Origin of the sequence: Paenibacillus glucanolyticus NBRC 15330, assembly GCF_004000885.1 — a bacterium.
Classification (GTDB): Bacteria; Bacillota; Bacilli; order Paenibacillales; family Paenibacillaceae; genus Paenibacillus_AQ; species Paenibacillus_AQ glucanolyticus.
Map to the genome: position 1 here is coordinate 64,447 of NZ_BIMC01000005.1, position 19,914 is coordinate 84,360.

Here is a 19,914-nt window from a genome sequence, read left to right on the forward strand (position 1 = left end):
TTTGAAAAATCAAAAGTTTTGGTTGTCGCTAAGCTTGGTCGCTATTTTAATCCTGTCCGCATGCGGCGGAAACGGCGGTACGGATGGAACTACGGATAATGGAGCAAACAGCGGCTCCACCGCTTCCCTCGGCGAACAAGTAAAACATGAAATCATCGGTATTGATCCAGGTGCAGGTATTATGAAAGCAACGGCTGCTGCTATCGAGGAATATGGATTGACAGACTGGAAACTGATCGAGGGTTCCGGTGCAGCCATGACGGCAACACTGAATAAAGCTATCAAGAACGAGGATCCTATCATCATTACCGGTTGGACGCCTCACTGGATGTTCGCCAAATATGATCTGAAGTATCTGGAAGATCCGAAAAAAGTATTCGGCGAAGCTGAAGAAATTCACACGATTGCCCGTCTCGGACTGAAGGAAGATCATCCGGAAGCTTACAAATTCCTAAGCAATTTCAAATGGACCTCTGACGATATGGGTCAAATTATGACTGCTATTCAAGAAGGGCAAGATCCGGAAGCTGCTGCTAAGGAATGGGCTGACAGCAACACAGAGAAAGTGGATGCCTGGCTTGAAGGCGTGCAGCCGGTTGAAGGAAAAACTTTCAAATTCAGTTATGTCGCATGGGATTCCGAGATTGCCAGCACCAACCTGCTGAAGGTCATCATGGAAGACAAACTGGGCTATAAAGTAGAGGCGCTTCAGGTCGAAGCAGGCCCGATGTGGACCGGCGTTGCCAACGGCGACGTTGATGCAACCGTAGCAGCTTGGCTGCCATTGACGCATGCCGACTACTGGGATAAATTCAAGGACAAGGTCGAAGACCTTGGCGCTAACATGGAAGGTGTAAAAACCGGCCTGGTGGTTCCATCCTACGTGGAAGCTAATTCGATTGAGGATTTAAAATAAATACTTGTGAAGCCATCCCATGGAATATGGGGTGGCTTTTCTTCTAAAGAATGAGTCAAGATTGTCGGCCTGTGTTGGAGAGAGGATGTATCCGTTCCGGTCGCTGTTGAAACCAGGAAAACAGGATGATACTCTTGCGGCATTTTCCCGGTTTCAAAGGCGAACGCCAGGTCTCCTCCACGGATGAATCCTCTTTTCTTGACTTCGGCCTCCAATCTTTCCACGTAAAAAGAGCCATCCCATTCATCTTGGGATGGCTCTTTGCGGTGGCGGGGCTTGGCTGACCCCTATTCTACACGGTCAGCTAGCCTGAGTTATTGCTAGGCAAGCTGTGAGGTCCCCATTGGGGCTCACAGGCTTGCCGGCCGCTTCTTGCGGGCTGTAAGTCCCTTTGAGAGACTTGCAGCTTTTGCTGGCGCGCACGCGGCTAATCTTTTATCGTTACCGTTACTGGCGAGTATTCGGCGATCACGGTTTGACCATGCACCGATACGCTGCCTTGCGGCGTGAGGTCTTTTTCAGTCATGATGCCAAGGGCAATGGTGAATTTATTGAATTTGATCGGGATGTTGTTCTCCCGGCGAATTTCTTCTCCATTTACGTAGAACACCGCTTCGTTCTCGGCACGGTTATACGTAATTTTGTAAGTATTGAACTCCAGTGGTGTAAAGTGTGTGTCTTCCTCTTTAAAAATACAGAAGTAGCGGGTCTTGTCCGATTCCGGCACCTGAACGCCCGGGAACGGCAGAACAGCATATACGCTGGCATACTTGTCGTTCGAAGCAAAGAAATCCAAGGCTCCGCCGGTGCTAAAATCAAGCAGGTTCAGGGATACATAGCCGTCATACAGGTCGCCAGGCACCGTGCCCTGGGTGCGCGCCCGAATCTGCAGCTCGAAGGTGACCTCACCGGATTCCGGCACTTCCACTTCCTCGTTGGAATAATACATATGCTTGGCATTATCGAGAATTTGGATCTGGTTATTCTGGCGGCTCAGCGGCGCGCGAACGTACAGGATTCCGTTGCGTACGATAACGACAGCATTCGGCTCCCGATACTCCCAGAACGAACCGTCCGGCAGCGGAAAACCGCCGATCTTCCATACCTCGCTCTCGGACAGGATGGAGTGAAAATCACCAAAAACGCGTTGTTGTTCCATCTAATTCCCCTTCTTTCTTACAAAGTCTGAATAATTCCCTGGATGATCAACGACAGGATCAGCACGCCGCCGCAGCGCATGGTGGTCATGGTTGACGCGCCCATTAGCGGTAAATACGCTTCGGAACGGTTACTGTCCTTCAGTCTTCCATATACAAGATACAACGGAATAATCGTAAGCAGTGCTATCAGTGCGTAAGGCGGAAGCGCTCCGGCTAATACGCAGACTATCAAAGACAGGCAGGCCAGCAGCAGCAGAACACGCGAGAAGTTCAGTGCTCTTTTTTCACCCCATACCACGACCAGGGTCTTCTTCCCGGCCTGACGGTCCGCCTGCCAATGCAAGAAGTGATGATTGAACAAAATAAGCGTTGTCAGCAGCCCGATAGGCAGTGACAGCAGCAGCGCCCGTATATCCAGATGTGAGGTTTGAACGTAGTATGCACCCATCACAGGCAAAATACCGAAGGACAGCAAAATAGCAATTTCACTGAAGCCCTTGCCCCGATATCCGAATTGGATGGGCGGTGCGACATAGAAATACGCAATCAATCCGCCAAGTGCACCGAAGACGAATGCCCACCAGCCACTGATTAAACTTAGAATAATGCCGCTCAGTGCAGCTAATCCGAACAGAGACCAGGTGATGAGCTCGAATTTGCGAAGCGACCAGACGCCTTTCGTAAGGAAGCCCGAATTCGTGGAGATGGCATCGACATGCTCCTGCGCTTCCGTATCGGTTCCGTTCTTAAAGTCCCACAGATCGTTCACCATGTTGGAGAACAGATGCGCAGCCCCGCTTCCGATCAAAGTCAACAAAAAGAGGCCTATATGAAATTGGCCTGTCCATACATAAGCCCCGAGTGCTCCCAAAGCAACCGGAATCAGCATGACGGGAATGACTTTGATTCGGGAAGCTTTTTTAAACTGTGTAAGGGCATCCACGTTTGATATGCTCCTTTCTCTTCTATTAATACAGAATAGAACGCCTGCAAGTAGCTTGCAGACGTTTAGCGTTGTGAAACATAGAACTTGCATAAATAAGAATATCATAATTGTCGAACTTTGTAATCCGTTTGTTAGAACTTGGCTGCCCAGCCATTATACTGATGACCGTTCGATGAGCTCGAAGGCAAGCTCCTTGCGAACCGGTTCCTTCTGCTCTCCTTGAATATGTGCATAAACAATCCTGAAGGCCTCCGACCCCATATCGAACAATCGGTTATCAATCGTGGTCAGCCCCAGCATTTTGCCGATCGGCTGATTGTCGAACCCGATGACAGCAAGCTCTTGCGGTACGTTCAGTCCTCTCTTCTCCGCTTCATAGATCAACCCGGCTGCCACATGGTCGCCCGTGACCAACAAGGCACTGGGACGTTCCTTCATGCCCGACAGCCGATCCATAATGGCAGCGCCGTCCTCAAGATCTATACAGCCATCCAGGATCCACTCCTCGCGGTAAGGCTCCCCGATCTCCTGAAGCACTGCTCCGTATGCCTTTTGACGTGCTCTCGTGCTCGGGCTGTCCAGTCTGCCTACCGTGAATCCGATGCGCCGATGTCCCCGCTCCATTAAATAATGCATAGCGCTGCGAAATGCCTCCGCATGGTTAATATATATAGAAGAAAATAATCGTTCCCCTGCATCCCGGCAGCATACAATCGGTCCATACGTGCAGTAGGCTTCGATCTGTTTAGGAGTAACCGACGACGATAAAATAATGATGCCGTCAATCTCGCGGTTGCGCAGCATCTCCAGTACTTCCAGCTCCTTATCCGGCGCATATCCGGTCTGGCACAGGATCAGGCGATAACTGGCGGCAAGCGCTTCTTGGCCGGCTCCCTCCATCAGCAAGGAGAAGTAGGCATGATTAATAAACGGCAGCATGATGGCAATATTCATCGTTTTACCTGTAATCAGATGAACCGCATTCATATTCCGGGCGTATTTCAGCTGTTTCATCGTCTCCAGCACACGTGTCCGCTTATCTTCACTGACATAGGGATGATTATTCAGGACCCTGGATACCGTTGATACTGATACGCCTGCCAGCTTAGCAATCTCTTTGATATTTGCCATATTCCGTCATGCCCCCTTTATCCACTGGTTCCTTCCTGATACTATCATGATTGCCTCTCCTATTCAAAGGGAGGCAATGAGCGGGTTAAAGCCACTGAACCAGCATAAAGATCATATCCACTAATTACTTTTTTTTGGTACTATGAATGAGTTACGAATGACTTCAGCTCTATGGAGGGATCGGTATGTCTAAACTGTTCAAGACCCTTGGTGCCATATGGCTTATCGGCGGTTTTATTGGAGGGGTCATTGTATTCATCATCATGGAGGGCAATTGGTTAACAGGGATTACTTGGCTTATCAGCGGTGCGATCATGGGCGCATTGTTCTATACGGTGGGCGAAATCCATGAAATCGTATGGGAGAATAATGCCCTGCTCCGGGAGGTGCTTCACCGTCTTCCACAGCAGCCTGGCGATAAGAAGCCTCCCCTTGGAAATTCCAGAGCCAATCTTAGCGCGTTGAAGGATTATAAGATGAACGCAAAAGATTAAGACACCATAAAAGAGTGCTTGCTCTGGTATGCTTTTCATACTTTACACTGAATCTGGGTGGAAACCTTCATTCATTGTCAGCGTGACCCAAAGGGCGTGATGGCAAGAGCAAGGCTTCTGCCTTTTTATCGAAAGACTGAAACTTACATCTTGTCCGTCACGTTATCCTTGTCAAAAGGAGTTGATGGATGATGGAGACATTCGGCAGAGGCTGTTTGTACATTATTATTGGTATGGTTGTGGTGCTGCTGCTGGCCATACTGATCGGGAGCACCATTACAATCCCTTGGTTCATCTTCATTCCGCTTGTCATTATTGCCTTTGCTGTGGCTGCATCCAAGAGCAAGCGGAGGGATGATGATTAGACTCTGGCTTGGAGGTTCGCCTAAAGAACCCTTGACACAGGTAGTATTTTGAATACAGACTCATATCCTATGTAAAAAGAAGAGGGACCCCGCCGGAGTCCCTTTTTCTTTATGCAAAATCTGAATAGGCTTCGGCCGTGAAGCTTTCCGGACCGACGCGGGTAGGAAATAAAGTAATACCACCAGGCACGCTGATCAGAGCCTGATAAATAATAAATCCGGGATTTGGCGGATGGTAGTCGACTCCGCTTCCCGACAGGAGAGTAATCTCCGTGACTCCTGCCAGTAAAGGCAGTGTCTCGGTGGCAGTATAGACAGTTGTTGTTACCCCGCTTACAATACGATTAACCGTCACTGTAAGAGGAGTCAACACCGATAACAAACTGCTCACTGCCACGGTAAAATCAAATACAACTCTTAAATCTGCTCCTGCTCCTGACGTATTCAAACCGAGTGTCCCGAACAACTCAGGCGTGGTCGATACCGGGATTGCAATCGATCCGCTTGTAGCAGCATTCAGGGAAACTTGGCTATCCACTAGAAAATTCGCCATTTTATCAAAACCTCCCAACCTTTGAGATATTATAGAGTATGTTGGATTACAAGGATTGGTATAGACGGGCCGGGTATCTATCACTAGAAAATAAATATATTCCATGAAAGACGAGTAATTTGCTGTAAGATTCTATATTTAAATCTATATAAAGACAAAAAAGACTCCTGCCAGGGAGTCTTTTATAATTAATGACCTAACCAAGACACGCTGCTGTATCCTGGTCATATCTTACTTCGAGATATTCTTAAATGCCTCTGTTTGCTGCTTGATACCAACCTCTGTGGCAAAACGCTCAATGCTGGATGCTCCGAAGAATCCTTCGACACCCTTGGTTCTGGATAATACATACGCTGCATCCTCTGGCTCCGCGATGGGTCCGCCATGGCACAGAATCATAATGTCCGGGTTAACCGCTTTTCCGGCATCGCAGATCGCTTGAATCTTGTCCACGCAATCATCCAGCGTCAAGGCCGTCTTGGCACCAATCGTTCCCTTGGTAGTCAGGCCCATATGGGCAACCAGTACATCGGCCCCGGCTTCCGCCATCTTCTTCGCTTGATCAACGTCAAACACATAGGGGGTAGTCAGCATATCCAGCTCATGCGCCTTCCGGATCATCTCAACTTCAAGATCATACCCCATGCCGGTCTCCTCCAGATTGGCACGGAATACACCATCGATCAGGCCTACCGTCGGGAAGTTCTGAACTCCCGCAAAGCCCTGCTCCTTAAGCTGCTTTAGAAAAATATCCATGATCCGGAACGGATCCGTGCCGCAAACACCTGCCAATACAGGCGTATTCTTCACAACCGGCAGCACCTCGTTTCCCATGTCCACCACGATCTGGTTCGCATCTCCGTATGCCATAAGTCCGGCCAGGGAGCCGCGTCCAGCCATCCGGTAACGGCCAGAATTATAAATGATGATGAGGTCCACGCCACCGGCTTCGGCACTCTTGGCCGATATGCCCGTACCTGCTCCCGCTCCCAGTAATACCTTGCCCTCTGCTACCTCTGCCTTTAACTTGGCTAATACGTCCGCTCTCGTGCTCATTGCCATGATATGTTCCTCCTTCAGATATGAATACTTGGTGTATTGGTGAGCTATTGCTCCAATCTTACTTACGCTTCATCAGTTCCATCAATTTATCGGCGGCTGCCACTGCAAAAGTTTGATCATTAATGTCGGTCTCCATCTCCACCAGTTCCACCTTCTCACGATTGATGCGTTGTCTCAGCGTATTGAACAGCATCTCATCCTCTTGTGCCCCCCGGAATGCCTCGCCCTCCACATCCAGCATGGATACGCCTTGCAGGGGAAGCATCAACACCGTAGGACCCTCCGAAAGATTCAGTTTGTCCGCAATGATCTCGCCAAGCTGCCGGTTCTCCTCCACCGTCGTCCGCATCAGTGTAACCGAGGGGTTATGCTTGTACAGGTTCCGACCCCGGTATGCCTCAGGCACAGTATCATAAGGACCGAAGTTGACCATATCCAATGCTCCAGTTGATACGACCTGCGGTACCTGGCAGCGTCCAGCGGCTTCGAGCCGATGAGGTCCTGCCGCCAAAACGCCGCCGAACAGCTCATCGCACCATTCCGTTGTTGTCAAATCCAGTACACCGTCTATAAACCCGGCATCAATCAGACTTTCCATCGTTTGCCCGCCTGTACCTGTTGCGTGAAACACAAGCACCTCGTACCCATGCCGCTCCAAATGCTCCCTGGCATAATCAATGCAGGGTGTCGTTACACCAAACATCGTTGCTGCAATCAACGGCTTTTTATCCATCGGTGGTGCCGATTCGAACGACACCATACCTGCTACCGCATGAGCCGCATTGGTAAAAATCTTCGTGGAGAACGAGTTCAGACCGGATACATCCACAATGGAGGGAAACATGATAATGTCACTCGTCCCTACGTAAGGTGCCGTATTCCCGGATGCAACGGTAGATACCATCAGTTTCGGAACTCCGATCGGCAAGGCTCTCATGCCTGCCGTTACAATTGACGTTCCCCCTGTACCGCCGAAAGACATAATGGCGTCGAATTTCCCCTCGGCATACAGCTTCGGCACGATTTTTTCCATCCCTTGAGCCAAAACCTCGGTCCCGGCCGACCGGTCCTTCCGGGCAGCGATCTCGCGTATATCCGCCCCAGCCGCCTCTGCAACTTCGATGTTGGATACATCCGGCGCAAACATCGGCTCGAACACACCGCTGTGGATCGTAAACGTTTTTAGCCCCAGGCTCTCGATAACGGATTTCACGTATAAAAACTCGGCACCCTTGGAATCCAATGTTCCCGCTATGGCTATTGTCTTCACCGTACAGACCTCCTCAATGTCGCTTATCAGGATCGTTTGCACCAGTCCTAAAGAGGCCCGGCATGTGATCCCTATACATAAATAATACAGCGCTTTCAAATAAAAAAGATCGTATCCATGTACGATCTTTATGTATATTTGTCTTCGATGTGCTGACGATAGGTTTGGGGAGAGGTTCCCGCGTACTTTTTGAAGGTTTTGCTGAAATGGACATAGTCGGGATAGCCGACCAGCTCCGCAATTCGAGCGAGCGCCAGCTTGCTCTGCTTCATGATCTCCTGGGCTTTGTGGATGCGGTATTTGGCTATATATTCAGGAAAGCTGCACCCCACTTCTCTGTTGAACAGCGCGCTCAGATGCGTTCTGGAAACATGAATCTGTTCTGCCAGCTCCGTCAATGAAATATTGTCCGCATAATGGTCAGCAATATACTCTTTTACGTAAGTTACATAATCCATCGGCTCCGCGAGGTGTGCAAGCTTATCCATCAGCTGCTGGTCCTGCTCCAGATGGCCGGTTGCCTTGAAGCGATGTGTTGCATCCACGATGGCTTCCTCCGTCGGTGTCCGTTCAAAGCTGGAGCCGCCCACGTAGCCCATAGCCGATGTGTTGTCATACATATACTGGACATCCACCGGCGTGTGGACCGGACCGCCATACACCAGCTTGATCGGCTTCTTGCCCGAAGCGTCACATACGTCAAAAATTTCTCTGGCGATCTCGGCTCCCTTCTCCAGCGACCATGCTTTTTTGGTTCCCATCAAACCGCCCGCCGTGACGCCCAGGTGTGCGCAGATGATATCAGCTCCCGCGTCCAGCATCCACAAGGCATGCTCCGGGTTAAACACAAAAGCCATCGTAAACATTCCATGCTCATGGGCGAGCCGGATGGCTTCTACCTCTTGCCGGTAAGTGATTCCCTCTTCCTCCAGGGCTTCGCGGAATTGCCCGTCGATCAATCCCAGCGTAGGGTAGTTGATAATGCCGGAAAAACCGCTGCTCCGAATTAAATCCAGGTAACCCGGCAGATGAATGGTCGGATCCGTTCCGCACAAACCGAATATAACCGGCGCATCCCGGACCACCGACAGGATCTCCCGTGAACCGAACTCCATCACCATATCATTGCAGTTCGCGTAAGGCATCAGCCCCGCAAGGGAGCCGAGCCCCATCTGCCGGAAACGCCCTGAATTCAGGGCCAGTATAAGATCCGCACCGCCCTTTACCGCATATTTGGCCGAGATCCCGGCTCCGACTGCCACGCCGATGATTCGTTCCTGGGTCTGGATTCCTTTATGTAATGTATCTAAAATCTGTTCTCTGGTCGTTATCAAAGCTACTGGTCCCCTTATCTTCAATGTGACCGGGCTTATATGTATCGTTTCCTAATGCCGCAAACCTATTATAAACCAACTTTAATAGAGACGTTTCTTATAACTGTCCTGAAGCGCCTGGGCAACGGACTCTTCCGTCACATGGTCTTGATTCACATGATCCGCTATAATCCTGGACGGATTCGGCAGCTGTTCTCTGGATAACCAGGAACCAGAATCCCAAACCTGTGAACGCATAAAAGCTTTTGCGCAGTGAATGAAACATTCCTCCACTCGTACCCCAATCCCAAGCCATGGCCTTTTTCCCTGTACGCTCAGCAGGTCAAGCAGGTCCTCATCTCTGATTAAGACGGCGCTGCCGTTGATCCGCAAAGTCTCCTTCAAACCGGGAATGACAAACACGAGGCCGACCCTCGGGTTGGACAGTATATTTCGCAGCGAATCAAACCGTCGATTACCCGGCCTTTCCGGAATGACCAACCAGGATTCATCCATGATGTGAACAAACCCCGCCGCATCTCCCCTCGGTGAGACATCACAATACCCCGATGCATCGGAGGTTGCCATAAACAGCAGCGGACTCTTTGCTATGAAGTCTTTACAGTGATGATCCATTCGATCCAACGTTTTATGCTTGACCACATGACTGGATTCCCCGAACAAACCGCGAAGCTCCTCCTCCGATGTCATCACGGATTGAAAAGGTCCTTTTATCATCAGAATCACTCTCCCATTAGATACCTAACTTCAAAAAGTACCCTTTCTGTTTCTCATCCTCGGCTGCTGGTACGGTAGATACGGTATAAAAGAAGCTCCCCACAAGTTCACGGAACCTATGCGAAGCCCTTCTTCATTCTTATAAGAACACCAGCAGCAGAATACCGACAACAAAGCAATAATATGCAAAATACTTCAAATTCCCACGCGCCATAATGTTCATGAACCATTTCATTGCAAAATAAGTACAGATCAGTGTAGCTATAAACGCGAGCAGATAAGGCATCATCAGCTTGGAAATGTCAGGATCGGACGCAATATCCGAAATGCCCAGCACCATGCCTCCAAGGCTGATTGGAATATAGAGCATAAAAGAAAACCGCAGCGCTGTCTCCTGCTTCATGCCCACAGCAATCGAAGTGATTACGGTTGAGCCAGATCTGCTAATGCCTGGTATCAGCGCAACAGCTTGGGCCAGCCCTACGATAAGCGCGTCCTTGAAGGACAGGTCATTATCCTGCTTGCGGCCGCGAAGATTCCGAATCAGCCAGAGGGCAACTCCCGTGAACAGCAGCGCGATTCCTACCGTACGTACGGAGGAGAATATCGACTCGATCTGATCCTTAAACAGCAAGCCAATAAGCACAGCGGGGATCGTACCCACAACAATATACAAAATGAACATGAAATCGGATTTATACTCCGGTTTTCGTGTGCGCAAATAATTCAGGCCATTCACAATCAATCTCTGCAGATCCTTGCGAAAAATAAACACAATCGCAATCAGCGACGCCGTATTGGTCAAAATTTCAAATGACAGCCCATTCTGCTCCATGCCCATTAATCGTTGGGCTACAATCAGATGACCGCTAGAGGATACCGGAATCGGCTCCGTAACCCCCTGCACGATGCCCAGCAGCAAGTACTTCAACCACAAGATCAAATCTTCCATAACTCTCCTACTCTCTTTGAAACATTTGTGTTTCTTATAAAAAACACTAGTCTATCATAGCCCAAAAAAATAGCAACAATCAAACCTCGCCTATGTGTATGTTGATATATTGTAGAGAAACGACAGATTTTGTCGAGTTTTTGTAGAGATCGATTTTATATACTGCTTTAGTGATTTCTTGCGGTTTTTGGAGGAGGCGTCCCTGTTTCATTTCCGCAGGGGATACAACAATATGAGAGTAGAAAGGGGTAAAGTTTTGAAAAGATTTGAATCAGGACCAAGGCGCAGCGCCAAGAGCTGGATCAGCTCCTGCCTGGCATTTGTGTTTTGTTTCACTGCTGTTTTTCCGCTATGGTCGACCGGTACAGCTTCAGCGGCCGCGAATGTAGCAGTGGATGAGACGAAAAACTACATATCACTCAAGAACACCGATTTTTCGTCAAACAATCCGAGGGTCGGAAATTATGCGAATTTTGCGTACCAAACCGAAACACCTCCAACCGGCCTAACCCAATTGGGTAAAGTCATCGCTAAAGACCTGCAGTATAACTACGGTGTGAGAACCAGCACCGCTCCATACAGCGATTCTCAAATCAAGAGCCCAAACAATATTGTGGGCTTCAAGGATGCCGGAAACGGCCTGTTTCCGATGCGTCTGGCTACCAACAAGCCGGAATCGTTTGGAAGCATGTTTAACAAAGAGCGCGTAACCTTATCCAACAACCGCTCATTCAGTACGTATTTCAGTTTTAAAATGCATGGGGGAACCCAAGCGGACGGCATCGTGTTCGTGGTACAAACTGCGTCCAACGAAGCAGGTGCCAGCGGCGGCGGGCTCGGTTATTCCGGCGTAGCCAAGAGCATCGGTGTGGAATACGATACCTGGTACAACAAGGGTCTGGACAACGGCACACCGCGGAATGATCCCCGAGCTATTGGAACTTCAAGCGGCAACCGCGCCTCCCACGTAGCCCTCGTCCTGGACGGCAACGTGGATCATGATGCTCAACCGAAAGGTGCGGTCGACGGCAAGAACATCGCCAATATGGATATCAAAAAGCTGTCCCTTGCCCAAACTCCTGGCGAGGCGGCATCGGATCCGTACAAGCTGTTCCATACCTGGATCGACTATGACGGACTGACAAAGAAGTTTAATGTCTATCTGATCCGCGAGAACAATAACGGCACCTATCTTGTGCCTCAAGTCGGAACCGACGGCAAACTGGTTATCGCCGGGAACGAAGTTGCAACCCAGGAGGTTACCCAATTCCCGTATTTGGAAAATGGACAGCTCGTATCCCGTACTTCGGGCGGATCTGTCATTCCCGTGAAACCCATCATGTCTGACACGCAGGACCTTTCGTCCATGCTGCTTCAGGATGATGCCTACATCGGATTTACGGCAGCCACGGGCGGTTCCTATCAGGACCATGACATCTATTCCTGGCAGTTTAACAACTACAGCGGACTGATTGTGCCTGGCACGAATCAAGGACAACAGGAAGTAGAGCAGGCCCCGACCCATATCCAAATTGTAAATACGGTGCCTTTAAGAAATGCAAGCGGCCTACCTGTTTTCTTCCAGAAGGATACTAATGGCAGTAACGGCGTACTGGGCGTTAAGCCTGTGACCGGTGCAGCCGGAGATACTCCAATGGACGGCATAAAAGCCGGGGGATCTACTGCAGAGATCCAAGCGGAGGTCCGAACTATCGATGGGGACCTTATCGCCGGTTATCCGGTTACCTTCTCCATGTATTATGTATTGGCAAATACTCAGGTCGACATCGGCAGCGGACGCAAGGTATGGTCCGAAACGCTTGCCGACGATTCCGATATGTATCTGACCGCAGACGGGTACGAGGTTCGAACACAGCGTTATGATCGGAATGGACAAGAGGTTCTGGTCCGGGAAATCACCGTTCCGAGTGATGCCAACGGTGTTGCCAGCGTCAACCTCTGGAACCTTGGCGACTACCCGCACCTGAGCTATGCCAAGGCACGGATCGGCGGCGAGCTGAACGGCAAAGTGTATGGCGGCGGCAACTTCGATACGACGCCTGTCTACTTCGAGTCAGGAAGCGCTCCGGTCGTCACAAATGCCAAGGTCGGTGACGACCGTAAAACGATTGTCACCACACTTGATATGCCGGTAACTTACGATCCTCATGATACCGGCGGCTTTTACATTGAAGTTCCTGACCCGGCGGATCCCTCAGCAACGGTGAAGATTCCGCTTGTTGTAAAGGGGCATGCCAAGGACTCTCAGGATGAAGACGATCCTTTCCGGCTTGTACTGGAGATCGATGCCGATTCTCCCGACTATCCTCCAAGCCTGCCGGTGGATTATGTGATACCTCCCAATGTGCAAACGCCCTTGAACTATGACAAGGATAAGGGCTCTGTCACCGGAACCGGTACAGGCGGCCTCCCATTGGAGAGCTTCCCGGTCAATGGAGGCGTTACCGTGCCTGTTGAGAACCGCTTTGCTCCCGTAAGTCATGAGGTCGTGAATACTCAGGATCGCGACTCGATCCGCATCACGTTCCCTGATTCTATCGAACCTGTGGCAGCTAATGCTATGACCGCGTTCACAGTGACGATTAACGACGGTGTGCTGCCGCCGGTGAAACTGGCGTTGTCGCCAGCGGGAACTTCATTCACGCAGGATACGGACAAGCATTTAACGCTTAAGCTGGATCTGAACAGCGCTCCTGGCGTACCGCCAGCTTGGAACGGGAAGATCCCACTGGCTGCTGAAGTGAGCATTTCGTATGAGCCCGGTAAGCTGAATGCTGCTGACCTCATTAAGAAGGCCGACGGTTCGAACGAGCAGCTGGATCTGTTCCTGAACGACCCGGTGCGCAACCAGATGCAGCCGACAGCGGCTGAAGTGATCAATGATGAGTCACGCAACAAGGTCAAGGTGGAATTTGCGGAGCCGCTGAACGCGGCGAGTCTCCCTGGAAGCGCCCCGGCATTTAGCTTCAAGCTTGATGGGATCGCTGCTCCGGTGAGTGCAATAAATGTGGAGATGGATCCGGCCGATCCGACAGGCCAAACGCTGATCTTCACGTTGGATGCTGCCAATCTGCCTGCAACAGGCATTCCTTTCAAAGCAGATGACAGCGCGCCAACCAATATCACCATGAATTACAGCACAGGCATTGCCGGTGCAGATATCAAGGAACTCCTCCCCCTTCAGCGCAGTCTGGGATGGCTCGAACATTTTGATGTCAAGAACCAGACCTCGGCTTTTGAACCGGCCGCTGCTGCTGTGGGTACAGACCGCAATACCGTGACCGTCAAATTTGAACGGACCGTGGATGTGATCGGTCAGCCCGAACTATCTCTCACATGGGATAACGGTGCCACGGTATATCCGGTTGATATGATCGGAAATGGGACAACGGATCAAGATACCCTGGTTCTGGCTCTCCCGAACGGTATCGAAATACCGGAGAACGCCAATGTACAACTAACGTATACTCCCAAGGCAGGGGATCGCATTATCGATCATCTTGACCCGTCTCGTGTTCTGCGGCCGCTTGGACCGGTTTCCGGGGTGAACGGAGACTTTCCGGTAAGCAATGTGGGGATTGCCATAACCGCTCCGGCAAACGGCTCCACGATTCAGCACATTACACTGCCTGTTCAGGGGACTTACAGGGATGCTGGCACTCCGGTTCATGATCATGTTGTGGTGACTGTGACTGGCGCAACCTATGGTCCTGTAAATGGAACCGTAACCGTTCTTCCTAATGGAGAATGGACATTTACGCCAGACTCGTACTGGAGAGACGATATCTATACGGTGACAGCCACCGCGAAGGACGTACTCGGCAAAATCGTGAATGACACCATGACCTTCACCGTTGTCGGACCTCGCATCTCGGTTACTGGCCCTATGCAGTATGGTCAACACATTCAAGGTCCCGTAACCGTAATTACCGGTATGATCGAGTCTTCTGCCGATCTGATTGAAGTTGAAGTCAGAGATGGACTGGGCCAATTGATTCCGGGGCAAGCCCTTAAGCTGTCAAACGATCCGGAGCGCTGGACCTTCATACCGGATGAGCCGATAGCTGCTGACGGAACCTATACCGTTATCTCCAAAGGAAGAGACACGAATGGTGATGCGTTTTCCAGCGAAGCCTATCCTTTTACCATCGATACGGTTGCACCTGTAGTTACCATTGATTCACCGGCAGACGGCTACATTGGAAGTCCAAACGCCCCGGTGGATAAAATCGTTGTGAGTCCTAATGAACCCGCCACCAGCGTAACCGTTTCGGTCTACGACCGGAACAATCGCGTTGTTGCACAAGGCCTGGCTATTCCGGGTCCCGGGGATCAATGGACATTCACGCCGGATCGTCCGATCTCCTCTGTCGGTACGTACCGTGTAGAGGCTCTTGCCATGGACATGGCTGGCAATCTGAGTACGGTGTCGATCCGTACGTTCACCATCCGGTCGGCCAACTCTGGAGGTTCCGACGATTCAGGCTCTTCCGGCGGCATTGGAATACCTATCCAACCTCAGCCAAAGCCTGACCCTGAGGCACCAAAACCGGTGCCCATTGATCTATCAGCCGTAAATGTGAACCTGGAGATCAGCCGCTCTATCCATCCGGATGGAGGCCAGGCCTCTGTAAAATTAAGCTACAAGAATCTTTCCGGCTCCACCGTTCATGGTGGACAAATTGAACTTATCCTGCCAAAAGGCGTTGAAGTCATCGATGCCGCCGGCGGTAAAGTGATCGACGGCAAGATCGTATGGGACGTAGACAAGCTGGATGCCGGCCAATTGAAGAGTTATCATATTAAACTTAAATGGCCACAACTGGCTCAAGGCGTAGATGAACAAGCATTTACGCTGTCCGCTCAATATACAGCATCTGGAGACCATGTATCGGGCAAAGCCAATACCGATCGGCTTCAGCTGCTCGTGTATGGTGCAAATGCGGCAGCTTTGAAGCATGAGCGTTACATTCTTGGCTTCCCGGACGGCGACTTCAAGCCGCATAAATCATTGACCCGCGCCGAGCTTGCCGCTATTATCGCAAGATTGCTTGGGGATTACGAGAGTGCAGCCGACAGCTATAAGGATGTACCGGAAGGCCACTGGGCCTATTCATACATCCGTACCGTCACCAAGCATCAAATATTTGAAGGCTACCAGGATGGCTCCTTCCATCCGGACCAGCCTGTCAGCCGGGGCGAGCTCGCCTCTGTCATGGCACGTTATTTGAAGCTGGACCAAGCGACGTCGCTGGAGCTTCACTTCAACGACGTAACGGCAGGCAGCTGGTCTGCCTCCGCCATTGAAACACTGGCTCGTCACGGTATGCTTCAAGGCTATTCGGACGGAACCTTCCGACCGAACCAAGCCATCGTCCGTTCCGAAGCAGTAGCCTTAATTAACCGCATGCTGTACCGCGGACCGCTGGTGGACATCGATCCTACCTGGCCGGATGTACCAAAGAGCTTCTGGGCTTTTGGTGACATCCAGGAGGCGTCCGTCTCCCACCAATCCGCCCGCAAAGAGCGGAATGGCGAGATCGTGGAAGCCTTTAAAGAACAGTTGAACGACCTCGTAAAATAAAAATAAACCCGCCTCCGGTTCAAGGATCTACCGGAGGCGGGTTTTTGCATGCGTTTATGGTCTGTACAACCATATGCAGACAAGAGAAGCCCCTCTAACCACGGAATTAGAGGGGCTCCTGATCTATATGTTAAGAGGTGATTCCATCATAAGAGATGTAGCTTAATGGAACCTTAAAGCTTCATTAGGGGGACATAAAAAGTGTGGGTGGGTCATTTATTCCTATTGCTGACATCGTTTTCATTAAATAGTCCCTTTGAACTATATCATTTTTTGTTTTTCATTTAAAAGAGTCGTTTTTTCAAATAAATACAATAAATATAGAAATATTTACCTGGTTCTGATAGACTATTTTTATAATCTGTCTAATGAAGAGGTGACTACGGATGGGAATATTTGATAAGTTCAAAGAGGACTTTAAAAAAGACTTTAAAAAGGGGTTAGAAGCAGGTAGGGCCAGCGCTGCTGAGAGATCGATTCGTCTTGATTATTTAGGTGGTCACCCCAATATTAAAGCAGGAGAAATTAAAGTTGCTAACGGTAGCAGCAAATATACTCTTTTGCTTAACGGGAATGAGATCATGGTGACAAAAATAGAATGGGACGAAAAAGGAAAACGAAGCTCAGGAAAAGCAGCGGCAGGGGCTATAGTGGGTGGAGTATTGACTGGAGGAATCGGTCTAATAGCCGGAGCTGCCATCGGTGGGCGAAAGAAGGATAACTCTTTGGCAGTTGTCACCTATCAAGATGGGCCTCTTGAAAGTACTATATATTTTAGATGCGATCAAAAAGAATACCAGAAATTATCAGCGTTATTGCTATAATCCATAATGTTACGGTTTCGGTATAACAAGAGCGCATTTTTTAATACGATGCCAAGTCAAAAAAAGAAAAGCACCCTCAGCGATGCTTTTCTTTTTTCTTTATTGTTTATAAATGATTAAAATATCATATGTTCCATCGGCAGATGAAAGCTTAACATCCTTGACATCATCAGGATGAAGTTTATAGAGGAACTCATTAACCTGATCCTGCAGCTGGTCCAAATCAGAATCGCTAAAGAGTTCAACTTTCAATGTTTTTAGCATGTAAGCACCCCCCCACTACAAACTTCGACATCAGTCGGGTTTTCCCTGCCTGGAATGGAGCAAATGGCTATCCTGTTGTTCATGCGACTTGTTTTTTATCGAACGGAAATAATCTCATCGATCTTAATCCAATGCCATTCACGGTCAGCCATGGACAGCTTGATCTCTCGTCTAACCGTATGAATAAGAACGACAATGCCTGTCAGCTCCTTATCCTCGTACTCATCGAATAATCGAACTTTAATTGCAGTATGCTCGTGAAAAGACTCGGCCAACGCGCTTTCGATCAATTCCATTTCCTGTGGATCCAATGTCGGTCGTTCTTTTCTTCCCTCTTCCAGTTGTCTTCGAATAATGGTTTCTTTATGCTCTGGAAGCATCATCCGACTTGATTCCCATAACCCGTTACCCTCCAGCTTTTTTCGTGTTGTCATTTATAGTGTCCTCCTATCTTAGCTGATCGGTCCAGCGCTTGGCCTGCATCTGTCTTGGATACCGCTCTAATAACAATCGAATTCCCATATTTATTCTTAAGGGCATCCGTCACGCGCTCAAGAGCCATCGACCGCTCCCGTCCTGTATCAAACAAAGACATTTGATATTCCGTATCCGGGGAAAACTGCGACAAACTAATACCCACCCTCCGGATCGGCAAGCCGTCCCAATAGGACTCAAGCAGCCGGCATGCCCAGCGATAAACCTGGTTCGTTATATTCGAGGGATCATCCATCTTCATTTGTCGGCTAAATCCTGTGGGACGGTCAAAGTCAGCCCCCATACAACCGACTGATACTACATGCCCCATAAAACCAAGACCACGGCATCGCTGGCAAACCAGCTCCGTGAGCTCAAGCAGCACGACCTTGATCTCCTCCAGCTTTGCATAATCACGAGGCAAGGTCATCATATGACCGACTGACTTGGGGTCTACCTGGTGCGTTCCCGGACGCACGGGGCTATCGTCGATTCCATTAGCGATGCGCCAATACATTTCAGCGGAGATATCGGAGTTTTTGCCAAACTTACGACGCATCATTTGTTTTAGCTTAGAGAGGGGAGTCTGAGCAACGCTGCCGATCGTAGGCAAACCCATTACGTTAAAATGGCGCGTCATCTTGCTGCCGGCCATAAACATGCTGCTCACCGGCAGTTTCCATAAGGTATCTGCAAGCGTATCCTTTGACAAAATGTAGAGTCCCGACGGATTCTTTTTCGCGAAGTTATCACATGCCGTCTTGGCAAGTATTTTGGTTTCGGCAATTCCAAACCGAGCACGAACACCTGTCGCCTCCATGACGTGCCGCTGAATGATCTGGGCCAGCTCCACTGGCGTTCCATAGAGGTGTAAGGAACCCGTGACATCGAGAAACTGTTCATCAATGCTGTAGGGCTCGACCAAATCCGTGTAGCTTTTATATATCTCAGTAATCTGCATCGAGACGTCTATATACTTTTGCATACGTGGTTTGATGACAACGAGGTCTGGACATTTGGCAAGCGCCTCGCCCAGCCTCTCGGCTGTCGTTATTCCTTTTTCCTTTGCAAGTGGGCATGCAGCCAACACGATTCCTGAACGCCTTTCCGGATCACCAGCAACTACCAGGGGGCGATTTTTATACTCTGGATGATCGGCTTTTTCAACAGAAGCATAAAAGGACTGGCAATCCGCCAGCATGACTACCCGGTTGTTTGATTTCAATGCGGCCCCCCCTTGTCTGCAATGTTCAGCCCTAAATAGGTATAGGACCTCTGCTCAATTTCCGCTTCAATCAGTCCCCAAAGCATGGACAGTTTATGGTGGTATCCTCTGCACACAAATTCAACTTCAATGCCTAGATTGGTCTTTCGATGCTGGTACACTTTTAAGTCATTCTCACGCATGCTCCTTCGCGCTGCCGTTAAATCGGCTAAGGCTGCAGTCTGTAAACGGTCGATCATAACACGGGTCACTTCGGATGTCTTTAAATCAGATTGGCAAAGAACACTGCGATCATTTTCCAGTACATCAAGCAATAAAGGCAATAATGTGTAGTCCTTTACTAACTTGCTTTCATCTGGCTTAAGTCCAATGCTCAACATATTTATATCCACCTCGCAATGGGAACATTCGTTTGTATTATATGCGAACATTCGTTCTTTTATCAATGTAAATTTACTCCAAACCAAAAACAGCTCCTGCGAAAAGCAGCAAGCTGTTCCCATTCCATTCATTACAGGCTTCACTTCAACAACCAAACGAATGAATATATAATATTGAACTAAATCTGCAAACATCCGAAAAAGGTGGTTTTCCCCCTCACTTGTAGTATTATTGTTTCTAG

18 protein-coding genes are annotated in these 19,914 nt (G+C 49.5%); 5 read left to right on the forward strand and 13 right to left on the reverse strand.

The annotated features are described in order from the left end of the window. The first annotated feature begins 1 nt into the window (after window position 1). The gene (locus PGL02S_RS10145) at window positions 2-916 is read left to right on the forward strand and encodes a glycine betaine ABC transporter substrate-binding protein (RefSeq protein ID WP_006212399.1); all 915 of its coding nucleotides are present in this window, start codon (window positions 2-4) and stop codon (window positions 914-916) included. A gap of 427 nt (window positions 917-1,343) precedes the next feature. Here PGL02S_RS10145 and PGL02S_RS10150 read toward each other — a convergent pair whose 3' ends face one another. From PGL02S_RS10150 to PGL02S_RS10160, 3 genes are all read right to left on the reverse strand, one after another. Beyond that, window positions 1,344-2,075: a DUF6081 family protein gene (locus tag PGL02S_RS10150; RefSeq protein WP_036642612.1), complete on the reverse strand. Its 732-nt coding sequence runs from the start codon at window positions 2,073-2,075 to the stop codon at window positions 1,344-1,346. Between the two features lie 17 nt (window positions 2,076-2,092). Further along, window positions 2,093-3,019 carry a prenyltransferase gene (locus PGL02S_RS10155; RefSeq protein WP_036642613.1) on the reverse strand — a complete coding sequence of 309 codons (927 nt, stop codon included), beginning with the start codon at window positions 3,017-3,019 and terminating at the stop codon, window positions 2,093-2,095. A gap of 156 nt (window positions 3,020-3,175) precedes the next feature. Next, window positions 3,176-4,153: a LacI family DNA-binding transcriptional regulator gene (locus PGL02S_RS10160; RefSeq protein ID WP_036642614.1), complete on the reverse strand. Its 978-nt coding sequence runs from the start codon at window positions 4,151-4,153 to the stop codon at window positions 3,176-3,178. A gap of 185 nt (window positions 4,154-4,338) precedes the next feature. Here PGL02S_RS10160 and PGL02S_RS10165 point away from each other — a divergent pair, with 185 nt between their 5' ends. Next, the gene (locus PGL02S_RS10165; RefSeq protein ID WP_036642615.1) at window positions 4,339-4,647 is read left to right on the forward strand and encodes a hypothetical protein; all 309 of its coding nucleotides are present in this window, start codon (window positions 4,339-4,341) and stop codon (window positions 4,645-4,647) included. A gap of 188 nt (window positions 4,648-4,835) precedes the next feature. Continuing rightward, window positions 4,836-5,012: a hypothetical protein gene (locus PGL02S_RS28120; protein ID WP_155984628.1), complete on the forward strand. Its 177-nt coding sequence runs from the start codon at window positions 4,836-4,838 to the stop codon at window positions 5,010-5,012. Between the two features lie 109 nt (window positions 5,013-5,121). Here the strand turns inward: PGL02S_RS28120 and PGL02S_RS10170 are convergent, their stop codons facing one another. The 6 genes from PGL02S_RS10170 to PGL02S_RS10195 all read right to left on the reverse strand — a co-directional run bounded on the left by PGL02S_RS10170 (window position 5,122) and on the right by PGL02S_RS10195 (window position 10,900). Beyond that, window positions 5,122-5,565, reverse strand: coding sequence for a hypothetical protein (locus PGL02S_RS10170; RefSeq protein WP_006212405.1), 444 nt, complete (start codon window positions 5,563-5,565; stop codon window positions 5,122-5,124). A 231-nt stretch (window positions 5,566-5,796) separates the two neighbouring features. Further along, complete coding sequence (locus PGL02S_RS10175) at window positions 5,797-6,627, reverse strand: phosphoenolpyruvate hydrolase family protein (RefSeq protein ID WP_063455958.1); 831 nt, start codon at window positions 6,625-6,627, stop codon at window positions 5,797-5,799. A gap of 58 nt (window positions 6,628-6,685) precedes the next feature. Beyond that, window positions 6,686-7,897: a Tm-1-like ATP-binding domain-containing protein gene (locus PGL02S_RS10180; RefSeq protein ID WP_036642618.1), complete on the reverse strand. Its 1,212-nt coding sequence runs from the start codon at window positions 7,895-7,897 to the stop codon at window positions 6,686-6,688. A gap of 128 nt (window positions 7,898-8,025) precedes the next feature. Then, window positions 8,026-9,231 carry a phosphoenolpyruvate hydrolase family protein gene (locus PGL02S_RS10185; protein ID WP_194166103.1) on the reverse strand — a complete coding sequence of 402 codons (1,206 nt, stop codon included), beginning with the start codon at window positions 9,229-9,231 and terminating at the stop codon, window positions 8,026-8,028. A gap of 81 nt (window positions 9,232-9,312) precedes the next feature. Continuing rightward, window positions 9,313-9,948, reverse strand: a complete 636-nt coding sequence (locus PGL02S_RS10190; RefSeq protein WP_006212409.1) for a pyridoxamine 5'-phosphate oxidase family protein — start codon at window positions 9,946-9,948, stop codon at window positions 9,313-9,315. Window positions 9,949-10,087: 139 nt separating this feature from the next. Then, window positions 10,088-10,900 carry an undecaprenyl-diphosphate phosphatase gene (locus PGL02S_RS10195; protein ID WP_036642621.1) on the reverse strand — a complete coding sequence of 271 codons (813 nt, stop codon included), beginning with the start codon at window positions 10,898-10,900 and terminating at the stop codon, window positions 10,088-10,090. A gap of 256 nt (window positions 10,901-11,156) precedes the next feature. On the opposite strand from PGL02S_RS10195, the gene PGL02S_RS10200 reads away from it, so the two are divergent. Both PGL02S_RS10200 and PGL02S_RS10205 read left to right on the forward strand, forming a co-directional pair. Next, entirely contained in the window at window positions 11,157-16,505 is a 5,349-nt protein-coding gene (locus PGL02S_RS10200; protein ID WP_036642623.1) for an S-layer homology domain-containing protein, read from the forward strand. Window positions 16,506-16,891: 386 nt separating this feature from the next. Beyond that, window positions 16,892-17,329, forward strand: a complete 438-nt coding sequence (locus PGL02S_RS10205; protein ID WP_051449281.1) for a hypothetical protein — start codon at window positions 16,892-16,894, stop codon at window positions 17,327-17,329. A 99-nt stretch (window positions 17,330-17,428) separates the two neighbouring features. Here the strand turns inward: PGL02S_RS10205 and PGL02S_RS10210 are convergent, their stop codons facing one another. The 4 genes from PGL02S_RS10210 to PGL02S_RS10225 all read right to left on the reverse strand — a co-directional run bounded on the left by PGL02S_RS10210 (window position 17,429) and on the right by PGL02S_RS10225 (window position 19,867). After that, window positions 17,429-17,593: a sporulation protein Cse60 gene (locus tag PGL02S_RS10210; RefSeq protein ID WP_006212415.1), complete on the reverse strand. Its 165-nt coding sequence runs from the start codon at window positions 17,591-17,593 to the stop codon at window positions 17,429-17,431. Between the two features lie 95 nt (window positions 17,594-17,688). Further along, a complete protein-coding gene (locus tag PGL02S_RS10215) occupies window positions 17,689-18,027 on the reverse strand; it encodes a YolD-like family protein (RefSeq protein ID WP_006212416.1) in 339 nt (112 codons plus the stop codon). Next, window positions 18,024-19,292 (reverse strand): DNA polymerase IV, encoded by a 1,269-nt coding sequence (locus PGL02S_RS10220; RefSeq protein ID WP_228030047.1) that lies wholly within the window; start codon window positions 19,290-19,292, stop codon window positions 18,024-18,026. Before PGL02S_RS10220 ends, PGL02S_RS10215 begins: the two co-directional genes overlap by 4 nt. Continuing rightward, window positions 19,289-19,867, reverse strand: coding sequence for a hypothetical protein (locus tag PGL02S_RS10225; RefSeq protein WP_235187380.1), 579 nt, complete (start codon window positions 19,865-19,867; stop codon window positions 19,289-19,291). Before PGL02S_RS10225 ends, PGL02S_RS10220 begins: the two co-directional genes overlap by 4 nt. Window positions 19,868-19,914: the final 47 nt, after the last annotated feature.

Excerpts from the sequence above, each read along its gene's own strand:
- PGL02S_RS10160 (WP_036642614.1), bottom strand. The coding sequence starts at position 4,153 with ATGGCAAATATCAAAGAGATTGCTAAGCTGGCAGGCGTATCAGTATCA.
- PGL02S_RS10205 (WP_051449281.1), top strand. The coding sequence starts at position 16,892 with ATGGGAATATTTGATAAGTTCAAAGAGGACTTTAAAAAAGACTTTAAA.
- PGL02S_RS10195 (WP_036642621.1), bottom strand. The coding sequence starts at position 10,900 with ATGGAAGATTTGATCTTGTGGTTGAAGTACTTGCTGCTGGGCATCGTG.
- PGL02S_RS10210 (WP_006212415.1), bottom strand. The coding sequence starts at position 17,593 with ATGCTAAAAACATTGAAAGTTGAACTCTTTAGCGATTCTGATTTGGAC.
- PGL02S_RS10175 (WP_063455958.1), bottom strand. The coding sequence starts at position 6,627 with ATGGCAATGAGCACGAGAGCGGACGTATTAGCCAAGTTAAAGGCAGAG.
- PGL02S_RS10215 (WP_006212416.1), bottom strand. The coding sequence starts at position 18,027 with ATGACAACACGAAAAAAGCTGGAGGGTAACGGGTTATGGGAATCAAGT.
- PGL02S_RS10225 (WP_235187380.1), bottom strand. The coding sequence starts at position 19,867 with ATGTTTGCAGATTTAGTTCAATATTATATATTCATTCGTTTGGTTGTT.
- PGL02S_RS10170 (WP_006212405.1), bottom strand. The coding sequence starts at position 5,565 with ATGGCGAATTTTCTAGTGGATAGCCAAGTTTCCCTGAATGCTGCTACA.
- PGL02S_RS10190 (WP_006212409.1), bottom strand. The coding sequence starts at position 9,948 with ATGATAAAAGGACCTTTTCAATCCGTGATGACATCGGAGGAGGAGCTT.
- PGL02S_RS10150 (WP_036642612.1), bottom strand. The coding sequence starts at position 2,075 with ATGGAACAACAACGCGTTTTTGGTGATTTTCACTCCATCCTGTCCGAG.
- PGL02S_RS10165 (WP_036642615.1), top strand. The coding sequence starts at position 4,339 with ATGTCTAAACTGTTCAAGACCCTTGGTGCCATATGGCTTATCGGCGGT.
- PGL02S_RS28120 (WP_155984628.1), top strand. The coding sequence starts at position 4,836 with ATGATGGAGACATTCGGCAGAGGCTGTTTGTACATTATTATTGGTATG.